This window comes from Elusimicrobiota bacterium, assembly GCA_041660925.1.
GTDB lineage: Bacteria > Elusimicrobiota > Elusimicrobia > UBA1565 > UBA1565 > JBAZUV01.
The window spans coordinates 513545-525252 of the sequence record JBAZVI010000002.1; the positions used below are offsets into that span (position 1 = coordinate 513545).

Here is an 11708-nt window from a genome sequence, read left to right on the forward strand (position 1 = left end):
TGAGAAGGATATCGGAGGATCAAATGTCTGAGAACAACAATTCCGGTGAGTGCATCTTCGCGTTCATGCTCGGCGGCGTCGTCGGCGCCGCGCTCGGAGTCCTCTTCGCCCCCGCCTCGGGCGCGGAGACCCGCCGCCGCATCGGCAGGATGGCCGAGGAAGGCCGCGAGAAGGTCCGCGAGGTCTACGAGAAGGAGCGCGAGCTGCTCCACTCGAAGAAGGAGCAGGTCGGCGCGGCGTTCGAGGCGGCCCAGAAGGCCTACCGCGAGACCGGCGGCAGCGCGGCGTGAAGCCGTTCGACAAGCTGCAGGCCTTCTTCATCGACAAGCAGTTCGTCCGCAAGCGCGACTTCCTCCGCTCCCTGTCCCTCTTCAAGGGACTCTCCCCGCGCGAGCTCGGGCACCTGCTGCAGATGTTCCACGCGCGGACCTACCACGAGGGAGAGGTCCTCTTCCTCGAAGGCGACATCGGGCGCGCGCTCTTCATCGTCGAGACGGGGAAGGTCGAGCTCACGCGCGGGACGCACGTCGTCGCCGAGCTGGGCCCGGGCTCCTTCTTCGGGGAGATGGCGCTGCTCGAACAGCTGCCGCGTTCGGCCTGCGCGAAGGCGAAGGAGCGCTCGACGCTCCTGCTCCTCTACCGCTCGAAGCTCGACGACATCCTGCAGCAGCACCCGGCCATCGGCGTCAGCATCATGACCCACCTCGCGCGTCTGCTCTCGGCGCGTCTGCGCAAGGCCACCCACGGGGAGACCGCGACGGTCGGCGAAGCGGAACGGCCGGCCGCCTGAACCGGGGATGAGCATGGGAACCGCCGCCCGCCGCCAGCTCCCGAGCCTCTCCTGGCCGGCGCTCTTCGCCGGGGCGGCGTTCCTGTATTTCCTGTACCACATCCACGCGGTGCTCATCCCGTTCCTGCTGAGCTTCGCCCTCGCCTACCTCGTCAACCCGCTCATCCACGAGTTCGAGAGCCGCGGCTACCGCCGCGAACACGTCGTGCTCGGCCTCTACCTCGTCATCGCCTCGGCCATCGCCCTCGGAGCCAACTTCCTGCTGCCGGCGATGACCTCGGAGCTGGCGCTCCTGCAGGGACGCGCGCAGCTCTACTTCACGGGCATCGAGACGATCTTCGGATCCCTGCAGAAGGAGCTCGCCCACCGACTCCCCTTCGGCAACGTGCTCGTCGAGCGCCTCAGCTTGAAGATGTACAACCCGCTCATGGAGCAGCTGCCCAAGCTCCCCTCCTACATCCTCGGGCTCTTCCCGCTGCTCTCGCTCATCTTCCTGGTCCCGTTCATCACTTTCTTCATGCTCATGGACTCCGACGCCCTGATGGACAAGGCCGTGCAGATCTGCCCGGGCCGCCACGTCGAGCAGGTCCTGCACATCTTCAGCGAGATCGACACCTCCTTGGGGAACTACCTGCGCGGCATACTCATCACCGCGAGCGTCATCGGCCTGGCCTCGTACGTCGGGCTCTGGATCCTCGGGATCGACTACGCGCTCGGCGTGGCCACCCTGTCCGGAGTGTCGAGCTTCATCCCCTATCTCGGCGCCATCATCGGCGCTCTCGTGGGCGGACTCGTCGCCTTCTTCCAGTTCCACGACGTCATCGCCCCCCTCAAGGTCGTCGCGCTCTTCGGCGGCATCCGCCTCGCCGACGAGGCGCTGCTCCAGCCCCTCATCTCCCGCCACTCCATGCATCTGCACCCGCTGGTCTTCCTGCTGGCCCTCATGATCGGCGGGAAGGTGTTCGGCTTCATCGGCCTGCTCTTCGGCGTCCCCGCCGCCTGCGTCCTCAAGGCGCTCATCGGTGTGGCGTGGGACTACTACTCCAGCCAGACGCAGTCCCCCCGCCTCACCCTCGACGGCCTCGACGTCCCCTACATCTAACCTCCCCGCCGCGCACCCGCACGCCACCCCTGTCATTTCTGAAGACGACCCCGTCTAGAACCCAACCAGGGGCGACTTCCGTTACGAAATCGCGGATTTCGGAGCGAGACGCGGCGCGCAGGGGCACAGCGTAGCGGGGCTACGCAAGCCCCGTCCCGAACATCCAGAATGCGTAGGTTCGGGACGTCCCGAAGCTACGCCGTCTGGTTGTTCGGGACGAGCAACAATGTCGCAGCCCGAAAGCCGCGATTGCAGTAGGAAGACGCCCCTGGTTGGGTTCTAGCCGACGACGAAAGGACGGAGGAGGACTTCGAGGTCCTTCGGCCAGCGCTCGGGCTTCCCCTTGGCGTCGAGGAGCGCCTGGCGCGCGAAGGAATGCGCGACGAGCACGGTGGAGCCGGGACCTCCGCGGACCTCATGCTCGAAGGCGAGGCTCGCGGGAAAGACCTGGATGAGGCGGGTGCGCACGGCGACCCGCTCGCCCGCGCGGGCGGAGCCGCGGAGCTTGAGGTCCAGCGCGTAGAGCGGGCAGCGCAGACCGCGCATGCCCTCGAGCACGTCGAGCAGGACGCCCGCCTTGGAGAGGAGGCTCTTTCGGCTCTCCTGCATGATCCGGGAGAGTCCCTGGAGGGCGAGGACCCCCGAAGGGTCGCAGTCCGCCGCGCTCAGCGTGAAGTCCTGGGTCTGCCAGCCCCCGCCCGCCGAGCGCAGCGTCGGCGCCGGGGCGCGGGCGGGAGCCCGGGCGGGCGCCGGGGCCGGAGAAGGCGCGGCGGCGGCCGGCGCCGGAGGCGGTGCCGGCGTCGGGGCCGGCGCGGAGGCCGGCGCCGCCTGCAGGATCTGCTCGAGCACGGAGAGCAGCTGCTCGAGAGAGACCGGCTTCTTGAGGAAATAGGTCCGGGGAGAAGACTTCACCTTCTCGCGGACCTGCTGGGCGGTGACGGCGGTCAGGAAGATGATGGGCGTCTCGCGGGTGTCCTGCGCCTCGCGCAGGCGCTCGTAGGTTCCGGGCCCGCCGCCGGCCGGCATCTGGAAGTCGAGGAGGATGGCGTCGGGGCGGCTTTGATGGGCCTGGAGGATCCCCTGGAGTCCGTCATAGGCGGTGACGACGCGGTAGCCGCGGGTCTCGAGCCCGTCCTTGAGCATGGAGACGAGCACCTGGTCGTCGTCGACGACCAGCACCGTCTTTGGAGCCATCAGGGGTTGTTCTGCTCGCGCCTTTGCAGCGCGAGCTGGATCTGGCTGCGCATCATCTCGATCCCGCAGGGCTTGCGCAGGAAGGAGAGCACGTTGGGCTCCTCCTTGAACATCCCCTGCGTCGAGGGGTCGAAGTGGCTGGCGGTCAGCACGATGATGGGGATGGCGCGCGTCTCGGGGTCCGCCTGGAGCTGTCGCAGCATCTCGAGGCCGGAGACCTTGGGCATCATGACGTCGAGGAGGATGACGTCGGGATGCGTCGTCTGGGCCATGCGCAGCCCTTCCTGGCCGTCGGGGGCCTTCAGGACCTCGTACTCGCCGCTGAAGACCATCTCGACCAGCTCGGTGAAAGCGGTGTTGTCGTCGACGACCAGGATCTTCTTCATCGGGACGAGCTTAGCACAACCGGGCGCGGACCTTCAACGGGACGGACGAGCTTCCCGCGTATAGAACGACAGGTTCAGGGAGGATCCTTCGGTCGCGACCAGGAGGTCGTCCTTGCCCTTCCCCGAGAAGTCGGCGGCGGCCAGCAGGGAGACGCGCCCATGCAGCCGGCGCTCGTCGATGACCTTTCCCGTCTGGTCGAGGACGAACACCCAGCCGTTGTCCGTGCCGAGCACGGGGAGGAGCGTCCCCTTCCCGTCGAAGTCGCCCAGCGTCAGCGCCGAGACGGTGATGTGCCCGAGGTCCTGGGAGAGCTCCTTCGTCCAGCCCCCCTTCGCGGGGTCCGTCGAACGGTAGACGGCGATCGACTGACGCTGGGTGTCGAAGCCGGAGTCGAGCACATAGAGGCGGCGGTCCTTCGGGTTCCGTGCGTCGAGCAGGGCCCGCTCGCTGTTGCCCCCGGCGCTCACGCGCTCGAGCACCTTCCCCTTCTCGTCGAGGATCATGAGCTTGCCGATGCCGTCGGTGGCGAGGAGCCGGGCCTTCTTGCCGACCAGCACCCGGGAGACCCAGCGGAGGCTCGAGGGCTCCTTGAGCTCGCAGAGGAGCTTGCCCTTGCCGTCCGCCACGCGCAGGCCGGCCTCTCCGTAGTAGTAGGTCGCGGCGACCCAGGGCCCGCCCTCGGACTTCGAGGCGAGCGCGAAGGACTCGGCGCGCATCTGCGCGGGCTTGAGCTCCCAGCGCATCTTCCCTCCGGCGTCGAAGGCGGCGAGCGCCGCTTCTCTGTAGACCACGAAGAGCGGATCGGGGCCTCCCTCGTCAAGGACCTTGAACTCCTTGAATCCCGTCGGGAGGAGGACCTCGCCGGCCTTCTCGCCGTGGGCGTCGAACGCGGTGAGGACCGCCTCGGAACTCGTCCCGTAGGGGGCCGCCGCGAGCCAGACCCTGCGGCGCGCAGGATCGGCGGCCGCCGCGAGGAACACTCCGTTCGGGGCCGCCTTCTGCCACTTGAGCGCGAAGTACGAGCCCCCCTCGTCGAAGGGGCCGAGCGCCTTCCCTAACGGTTCGATCTTGTGGAAGACCACCTGCGCGCGGACGGCGGCGACGCTGAATGCCAGTGCGGCGAGAAGGGAGAGCTTCTTCATCGGAGAGACTCCTCCCTCATCCCATCGGGACGAGGGCGATCGGATCGTGTGCCGGCGGAGGGAGTCGAACCCACATGGGGCGAAGCCCCGAGCGATTTTGAGTCGCTTGCGTCTGCCAGTTCCGCCACGCCGGCTGCGATCCGTGAATCCGCGCGCGGATCCACGCCGTCATTCTAGCACTCAAACGGCTCCTTTCGTCTTCCGGAACATCCACGGGGCGATGGGATCCGGCTGAGCCCAGACGCCCCGCTTCGCGGCCCGGGCCTCGGCCTCGAGCGCTTTGAGCCCCTCGTCCTTCGAATAGCGCCAGTACCACCAGGCGAGCCCGGCCTTCACGAGCTCCCGATTGAGGGAGCGGCCGTCGTGCAGGAGGATCTCCGCGACGGTGCGGCCGTAGCGGTCCACGTCGTGGGTGAGCACGTTGACGACCTGTCCGAAAGCCAGCTCGGAGGTGAAGAGCTTGGCCTGCTTCCCGAAGGGCTGGGACTTCTCGGGGCAGTCGACCCCCGCCAGGCGGATGCGCACGGCGCGGCCCTCGTTCATGACCTCGATCGTGTCCCCGTCGAGCACCGCGACGACCTTGCCGCGGAACGATTCTTCTTTGGCCGCCGCGGCCGAGGGAGCGGGCTTCGCCGCCGCGCCCTTCGCACGCTCGGGATGGCAGTGCCGCTGTCCCGTAGCGCTCTCGCGGTGACAGCCCTCGGCGTCGACGCCGCCCGGGTGAGCCCGCACCCCCAGGGGAACGCAGAGGAAAAGACCGGCCAGCAGCAGTCGATGGAGCATCTTCACTTGCCCCCCGCCGGGACCGGCGTCGCGAGCTGAGAGGCGAAGACGAACTCGATGCCCTGCTTCTGCAGCTCCGGGACGGCGCCCTTCAGGCAGTCCAGGGTGCTGCGGTGGTAGTGGTGCCCGATGACCGTCGCGTGCCCCCGCTTGCGGGCGAGCCGCTCGGCCATGAGGAGAACCTTCCGGCACTGCTCCACGCCGGGGTGCGCGGTGGGTTCGAGGAAGAGATCGTTGCGGACCGCCGGGATGCCGGCCGCGCGGGCCTCCGCGTACGCCACGGTCTTGGGCGAGACGCCGCTGTCGAGGAAGTAGAGCCCCTTCGCCTTGTAGCCCTTCATGAACCGGGCCATGAGCGGCCGGTTCTGCGTCGCTTTGAGCGAACGGTGGGTGTTGATCCCGGCCGGCCCGGGGATGTCCCGGAAGCTCTCCGCGAGGAGGGCTTCGACGACGGCGGCGTCCTTCTCGGAGACCGCGTCCTTGGGGAGCTCGAGCTTGAGGAAGGGGTCGAACGGGAAGTGGATGATGAGCTCCTTGTCCGAGGCCTTGATGCTCCGGGCGGCCTCGCGGGTCTTGGGCGAGCGGGGCATCACCGCGAAGGTGAGCGGGAAGGGCAGGGCCTCCCACTCGGCGTCCGGCGGAGTCTTCTTGTAGTTCAGGCCGAAGTCGTCGAGGACGACCGCGATCTTCGGCTTCGCGGCGGAGCTCGCAGGCGGCTGCGCCGCCTGCGTCGGCGTGCTGAGGGGCAGGATGAGCGAGAAGAGGATGTTAATCGCCTTCATATTTCTCCAGAGACCTCCGGCCGAGGATCCACGGCACGACGTAGGCGACGGCGTTGACGACGATGAAGGTGGCGGCGCACAGCAGGAGGATGCCCGGCTCCCAGGGCTGGAGCCGTCCGAAGCGCTCGAAGAAGTGCATGCGCACGGGCATCGCCTCGCAGGCCACGAGGAAGCCGACGTAGGAGAGGGCGCAGGCCATGTAGACGAAGCCCCCCGCCGAGGACTCGATCTGGTGGATGTTCTCGACGTGGAAGCGCGGGAACACGGCTCCGAGTCCGATCCCCATGACGCAGAGCGCGCCCATCGCGACCCAGATCGTGCCCAGGGTGAGGCGGCTGATGAAGGCGTCGGCCTCCAGCAGATGGTTCGACGCCGCCACCATCGCCGTCGCGATGAGCAGCATCGGCCCCAGCGTGAAGAGCAGCTTCTGGAACATCACGGACTCGACCGTGATAGGCGAGCTGCGCACGACCCACCAGCTGCGCCCCTCGAGACTCACCGAGGGGAAGGTGAAGCGCAGGCAGAGCGCCGCGAGCACGAAGCCGGCGATGCCGATGTTGAGGAAGCTCACGAGACTCTTGAGGTCCGGGGTGTCGAGCGGAAGGCGGGCGATGCTGAAGAGGTAGACGCAGAGGAGCGCGCCGATGAGCACGAGCTGCGACCACTGCTTGACGTCGCGCGAGAAGGTGAGGCGCTCCTTCCAGAAGAGGGCCGCGATGGTCCGCGCGCGCGCCCCCCCTCCGAAGAAGCGCGCCAGGCGCATCTCGGGGGTCTCGGGGATGTCGGACTCGCGCCGGCCTCGCCGCGACTCCTGCGCGCCGGAGTAGGCGACGGCGTAGAAGCGTCCCGCCAGCGAGAGGAGGCCCGCGTAGAGGGCCAGCGCGGAGCCCCAGAGGAGGGCGGCCTGCCCCCAGAAGGTCCCGCGCTCGCCGAGGACCCAGGCCTTGAGCGCCTTCGTCATCCACCAGGAGGGCGCGTAGGGGGCGGTCGGCGCCTGCAGGTAGGCGAGGTACTCCGCGACGAGCTTCAGCATGTCCGGCCGGATGAGGCGCTCGGGCTGCGAGAAGCGCAGGAGCATGTAGAGCCCCGCCACCGAGAGGCTCGAGAGCACCCAGACGACGTCCCGGGTCCGGGAGGACGGGAATATGCGCAGCAGGAGCAGGGTGAAGGTCATCCCGAGGACGGCGGCGAGGGCGAGGAAGGGCGGGGTCAGCGCGCAGAAGACCGCGTAGAAGCCCCAGCCGGCGCCCAGGACGCGGCCGAGCGCGAGGATGAAGGGCAGGAGCGCGAGCGCGATCATCCACGACGAGAAGAACACGGTCTCGAGCGACTTGTCGAGGAAGACGGTCCGGATCCCGGCCGGGCAGCGCAGCAGCCAGGGAAGGTCGCTCGCGTAGAAGAGGGAGGTCAGCGAGATGATGAGGCTCGAGAGCACGACCATCCCGAAGGTCGTCAGGAGCGCCATCGCCGTGAGCTTCCAGATGAGGAGGGCGCCGATGAGTTCGATGTCCTTGAGGTAGAAGAGGAGCCGGTAGAAGCCGTAATGGAGGCCGGCGAGCATCCAGAGTCCGACGAGGACGAAGGCCGCGTCGCGCGTCCCCTCCCAGAGACTCAGCGAGCGGAGGCGGTTCTTCGAGGAGAGGAGGCGGCGGCGGAAGAGGTGGAGGAGGATCAAAGGTTCTTGAGCAGCTGCGCGTACTCCTGCGCGCCGGTCAGGCGCAGGAACAGGTCCTCGAGACGCGCGCCCTCGGAGCCCGCGCCCGCCTTCGCGCGCAGCTCGGACATCGTGCCGACGGCGTCGAGGCGGCCGTTCATCATGATGCCGATGCGGTCGCAGATGGCCTCGGCGATCTCGAGGACGTGGGTGCACATGAAGATCGCGCAGCCGCGGGAAGCGAGCGTGCGCAGGATCTCCTTGGCCATGCGCGCGCTCTTGGGGTCGAGACCGACGAGGGGCTCGTCGAGGAGCAGGGCCTTCGGCTCGTGGAGGAGCACCGAGGAGAGGACGAGCTTCTGGCGCATGCCGTGGGAATAGGACTCGAGGAGCTCCCCGCCCCAGGAGGAGAGCTCGAACATCTCGAGGAGTTCGGGGATGCGCCGGCGCTGGGTCGCGAGAGGGACCGCGTGGAGGTCGCCGCTCAGCCGCAGGAACTCGGCGCCGGTGAGCTTGGGGTAGACGAAGGGCTCGTCGGGGACGATGCCGAGCACGCGCTTGGCCTCGAGGGTCCTCTCGACGATGTCGAAGCCGCAGATGGACGCCGAGCCCGCGCTCGGTCGCAGGAGCCCGGAGAGCATCTTCACGGTGGTGGTCTTGCCGGCCCCGTTGGGGCCGAGGAAGCCGAAGATCTCCCCCGGCGCCACGGAGAGGGTGACGCCGTCGACGGCGGAGAGGTCGCCGAAGCGCTTGGTGAGGTCGCGGAGCTCGATCAACGAGTAGCCGGGGCTCCCTCGATGGCGAAGAGGCCCGCGTACTCGCGGAAACGCTCGTCGAGCGAGGGCCGGTCGAGAGCCTCGAGCCGCTTGGTGCTGAAGTCCGAGACGTTGAAGGAGGCCATCACCGTCCCGTAGATGATGGAGCGCTTGAGGGCCGCGACATCGTCGAAGTGCGCCCCCGAGGAGACGAGGTGCCCCAGGAAGGCCCCGGCGAAGGAGTCGCCGGCGCCCGTCGGATCCTTGACGGTGTCGAGCGGGAAGGCGGGGAAGGGGTAGACGCGCCCGGCCGCCAGCAGCAGGGCTCCGTGCTCGCCCATCTTCACGACGACGACCGAGGGTCCCCAGCCCGCGAGGACCCGCGCCGCGCGGACGTTGTTGGCCTGGCGCGTGAGCTTGCGCGCCTCTTCTTCGTTGACGAAGAAGACGTTCACGCGCTTGAGGAGCTTGCGCAGCGCGGCCCGCTTCTTCGTGATCCAGAAGTTCATCGTGTCGCAGGCCACCAGCCGCGGCTGGCGCATCTGCGCGAGGACCTCGTGCTGGAGGTCCGGGTCGATGTTCGCGAGGAACACCGCCTGAGAGGCGCGCTGCTCCTCGCTCAGGTCGGGCTTGAAGGACTCGAAGACGTTGAGCTGCGTGTCGAGGGTCTTCGCGCAGTTGAGGTTGCGTCCGAAGCGGCCGACCCACCGGAAGGTCCGGCCCGGGACGGCCTGCAGGCCGCGGACGTCGATGCCCTGCCCGGTGAGCATCGCGCGATGCTCGGCCGGGAAGTCCTCCCCGACGACGCCGACCATGCGCACGTCGGCGAAGTGGCGGGCGGCCAGCGAGAAGTAGACGGCGGAGCCGCCCAGGGCCTCGCGGCTCTCGCCGGAGGGGGTCTGGACGCTGTCGAGCGCGACGGAACCGACGACGACGATGGACGCGCGGGGACCGGTCACGTCAGACCCCTTGTTCGCGCTGGTCGAGGTACGTGCGGATCTCCGTCGAGGCGGCGAGCCCGCGGAGGAAGGAGTTGATCGTGTCGAGCGCGCGCTTCTGGCGCAGCTGGCCCGCGAAATCCTCCTTCGTCTTGGGCGCGCCCTTGGCCTTGCTCGCGACGGCCCACTCCGAGTCGATCTCCTCGGGGGAGACCTTCGCGCTGCGCGCGAGGATCGACTTGAGCTTCGCGCTCAGCATCGCGCGGCGCTGGTCCCGCTCGAACTGCTCGGGGGAGGTCTTGAAGGAGAAGCGCACGGCCTGGAAATAGAGGTCCTGGTCGAAGCGCCCCTCGCGCTGGAAGGCGGGGGTGTTCTGGATGCTCAGGGAGAGCTCCATGTCGCTGACGCGCAGCCCCATCTTCTCGGCCTCGCCGGCGAGGAGCTCGTCGACGATCATGTCGCGCAGCATCCCCTGCTTCACCTCGGTCTCCATGGCCTGCGTGACCTCGACCTTGCGCTGCTCGCGCATCATCTCGAGGTACTGGTTGACCCGGTTGCGGAACTTGGAGTAGGGGATCTTGGCGTCGCCGACGACGGCGACGGTGTCGCTGAGGTCGGCGCCGGAGAAGAAGTAGCCCCCGAGGCCGACGAAGATGCCGATGAGGAAGACCGCGGTGACGGCGATGAAGAGCGGCTGGCGGTAGCGTCGCAGGAGGCCGATCATGAGGGCAGCGCCTGCTTCTCGGTCTTCTCGGCCTTCTCGACGCGGCGGTGCGCGGGGGCGTCGGCCTTCGCGGCGTCGCCCATCGTGCAGTGCCCCTCGAAGTGGGCCCCCTCCTCGATGACGAGCTTCGGGGAGCGGATGTCGCCGAGGATGCGGCCGCCCGTCTTGAGCTCGATCTGGACGGAAGCCGTGATGTCTCCGTTCAGCGAGCCCGCGACGACGACGCTCTCCGCGGTGACGTCGCCGCGGACCTTGCCGCGGCGGCCGACGACGACGGTCGCGGCCTCGTGGATGTCGCCCTCGACCTCGCCTTCGATGCGCAGCGAGCCTCGGACGGTGATGACGCCCTGGAAATACGCTTCCGGGCCGACGACGGTGACGACGTCGCTGGTCTCAGCCATGATTTTGCCTTTTGTGGAGAAGATGCTCACGGTTCCGAATCGAGGGAGCTGATCATGCCCGGCTGGACCTGGAGGTACTTCAGCGGATTCACCGGGCGTCCGTGCTGCCAGACCTCGTAGTGGAGGTGCGTACCGGTCGCGCGTCCCGTGGCGCCCATGAGGGCGATCGTCTGGCGGCGCTTGACGCGCTCGCCGATGCGGACCAGAGTCTTCGACGTGTGTCCGAAGAGGGTGGAGTAGCCGAAGCCGTGGTCGACGAGGACCATCAGCCCGTAGCCGCCCGACCAGCCGGCGTAGCGGACGACGCCGTCGGCGGTGGCGAGGATCGGGGTCTCGGGGCCGTTGCCGAGGTCGATGCCGGCGTGGAACTGCCCCTCGTCCTCCTCGTCGGGCGAGTGGCGGATCGGGGAGAAGCGATAGCCGAAGGGCGAGGTGACGCGGCCGGCCGCGGGCCAGATGCTCGGCGTCGCGCGCATGAGGCTGCGCTGGTTGGCGATGAACCAGGTGATCTCCTGGAAGCTCGCCAGCCGCTGCTGGGATTCGGCGCGGAGCTCGCTCATCGTGCGGTGGATGGACGGCAGCGAGGGCGGAGCGGCGGCGGAGAGCGCGCGCATGAGCCCGGCGCGGTCGGCGGCGGTCGGCCCGCCGAAGGCCTGGCTCTCCGAGGCCGGGGGGTTCTGCACGCGCATGCCGAGGAGCTGGCGCAGCTGCCGGTCGGTGAAGCGCGCGATGTTGAGGAACTCGCGGGCCTTGTCGACCTCCTCGGCCATGTAGTTCATGCGGGCGCGCAGGACCATGTTGTCGGCCTTCGTGACCATGTAGTCCGCGTGGCGGCCGACGACGAAGCCGGCCCAGACGGTCATGCCGGTCCAGAAGAGAAGGCCGAAAGCGAGGAAAGAGAGGGAGAACCGCCCCCGGAGCAGGGGAAGGTCGTTGTGCGGTATGACCAGGACCGTGACGGTCCTGCTCAGGAACCGCTCGACGCGCTTGAACACCTCGGAGGCGCGGGGCACAAACAGATTGTACCCGCCATCGACGGAACTGTCAATGGACGGA

14 protein-coding genes and 1 tRNA gene are annotated in these 11708 nt (G+C 68.4%); 3 read left to right on the forward strand and 12 right to left on the reverse strand.

Annotation, left to right across the window (positions count from 1 at the left end; translation table 11 throughout):
• Positions 1-23: 23 nt before the first annotated feature.
• The 3 genes from WC969_04935 to WC969_04945 are packed head-to-tail and all read left to right on the forward strand — an operon-like array spanning position 24 to position 1892.
• The gene (locus tag WC969_04935) at positions 24-290 is read left to right on the forward strand and encodes a YtxH domain-containing protein (GenBank protein ID MFA6029182.1); all 267 of its coding nucleotides are present in this window, start codon (positions 24-26) and stop codon (positions 288-290) included.
• Positions 287-790: a cyclic nucleotide-binding domain-containing protein gene (locus WC969_04940; GenBank protein ID MFA6029183.1), complete on the forward strand. Its 504-nt coding sequence runs from the start codon at positions 287-289 to the stop codon at positions 788-790. Before WC969_04935 ends, WC969_04940 begins: the two co-directional genes overlap by 4 nt.
• 13 nt (positions 791-803) lie before the next feature.
• A complete protein-coding gene (locus tag WC969_04945) occupies positions 804-1892 on the forward strand; it encodes an AI-2E family transporter (GenBank protein ID MFA6029184.1) in 1089 nt (362 codons plus the stop codon).
• A 279-nt stretch (positions 1893-2171) separates the two neighbouring features.
• Here the strand turns inward: WC969_04945 and WC969_04950 are convergent, their stop codons facing one another.
• The 12 genes from WC969_04950 to WC969_05005 all read right to left on the reverse strand — a co-directional run bounded on the left by WC969_04950 (position 2172) and on the right by WC969_05005 (position 11665).
• Positions 2172-3086, reverse strand: coding sequence for a response regulator (locus WC969_04950; GenBank protein MFA6029185.1), 915 nt, complete (start codon positions 3084-3086; stop codon positions 2172-2174).
• Complete coding sequence (locus WC969_04955) at positions 3086-3472, reverse strand: response regulator (protein MFA6029186.1); 387 nt, start codon at positions 3470-3472, stop codon at positions 3086-3088. The genes WC969_04950 and WC969_04955 overlap by 1 nt, the downstream gene beginning before the upstream one ends.
• A 33-nt stretch (positions 3473-3505) precedes the next feature.
• Positions 3506-4615 carry a hypothetical protein gene (locus WC969_04960; GenBank protein ID MFA6029187.1) on the reverse strand — a complete coding sequence of 370 codons (1110 nt, stop codon included), beginning with the start codon at positions 4613-4615 and terminating at the stop codon, positions 3506-3508.
• A gap of 49 nt (positions 4616-4664) precedes the next feature.
• A tRNA-Leu gene (locus WC969_04965) sits at positions 4665-4749 on the reverse strand.
• A gap of 46 nt (positions 4750-4795) precedes the next feature.
• On the reverse strand, positions 4796-5398 hold the full coding sequence (locus tag WC969_04970) for a thermonuclease family protein (protein MFA6029188.1): 603 nt from the start codon (positions 5396-5398) through the stop codon (positions 4796-4798).
• 2 nt (positions 5399-5400) lie between these two features.
• A complete protein-coding gene (locus WC969_04975) occupies positions 5401-6180 on the reverse strand; it encodes a divergent polysaccharide deacetylase family protein (GenBank protein MFA6029189.1) in 780 nt (259 codons plus the stop codon).
• Positions 6167-7855, reverse strand: coding sequence for a hypothetical protein (locus tag WC969_04980; protein ID MFA6029190.1), 1689 nt, complete (start codon positions 7853-7855; stop codon positions 6167-6169). The genes WC969_04975 and WC969_04980 overlap by 14 nt, the downstream gene beginning before the upstream one ends.
• Positions 7852-8610 carry an ABC transporter ATP-binding protein gene (locus WC969_04985; protein MFA6029191.1) on the reverse strand — a complete coding sequence of 253 codons (759 nt, stop codon included), beginning with the start codon at positions 8608-8610 and terminating at the stop codon, positions 7852-7854. Before WC969_04985 ends, WC969_04980 begins: the two co-directional genes overlap by 4 nt.
• The gene (locus WC969_04990) at positions 8607-9548 is read right to left on the reverse strand and encodes a PfkB family carbohydrate kinase (GenBank protein MFA6029192.1); all 942 of its coding nucleotides are present in this window, start codon (positions 9546-9548) and stop codon (positions 8607-8609) included. Before WC969_04990 ends, WC969_04985 begins: the two co-directional genes overlap by 4 nt.
• 1 nt (position 9549) lies before the next feature.
• Entirely contained in the window at positions 9550-10251 is a 702-nt protein-coding gene (locus WC969_04995) for a SurA N-terminal domain-containing protein (protein ID MFA6029193.1), read from the reverse strand.
• Complete coding sequence (locus WC969_05000) at positions 10248-10652, reverse strand: polymer-forming cytoskeletal protein (GenBank protein ID MFA6029194.1); 405 nt, start codon at positions 10650-10652, stop codon at positions 10248-10250. Before WC969_05000 ends, WC969_04995 begins: the two co-directional genes overlap by 4 nt.
• Before the next feature lie 26 nt (positions 10653-10678).
• Positions 10679-11665 (reverse strand): M23 family metallopeptidase, encoded by a 987-nt coding sequence (locus tag WC969_05005; GenBank protein MFA6029195.1) that lies wholly within the window; start codon positions 11663-11665, stop codon positions 10679-10681.
• Positions 11666-11708: the final 43 nt, after the last annotated feature.

Coding starts and splice junctions, on each gene's coding strand:
- WC969_04970 (MFA6029188.1), bottom strand. CDS start 5,398: ATGCTCCATCGACTGCTGCTGGCCGGTCTTTTCCTCTGCGTTCCCCTG.
- WC969_04950 (MFA6029185.1), bottom strand. CDS start 3,086: ATGGCTCCAAAGACGGTGCTGGTCGTCGACGACGACCAGGTGCTCGTC.
- WC969_04975 (MFA6029189.1), bottom strand. CDS start 6,180: ATGAAGGCGATTAACATCCTCTTCTCGCTCATCCTGCCCCTCAGCACG.
- WC969_04945 (MFA6029184.1), top strand. CDS start 804: ATGGGAACCGCCGCCCGCCGCCAGCTCCCGAGCCTCTCCTGGCCGGCG.
- WC969_04960 (MFA6029187.1), bottom strand. CDS start 4,615: ATGAAGAAGCTCTCCCTTCTCGCCGCACTGGCATTCAGCGTCGCCGCC.
- WC969_05000 (MFA6029194.1), bottom strand. CDS start 10,652: ATGGCTGAGACCAGCGACGTCGTCACCGTCGTCGGCCCGGAAGCGTAT.
- WC969_04995 (MFA6029193.1), bottom strand. CDS start 10,251: ATGATCGGCCTCCTGCGACGCTACCGCCAGCCGCTCTTCATCGCCGTC.
- WC969_04955 (MFA6029186.1), bottom strand. CDS start 3,472: ATGAAGAAGATCCTGGTCGTCGACGACAACACCGCTTTCACCGAGCTG.
- WC969_04935 (MFA6029182.1), top strand. CDS start 24: ATGTCTGAGAACAACAATTCCGGTGAGTGCATCTTCGCGTTCATGCTC.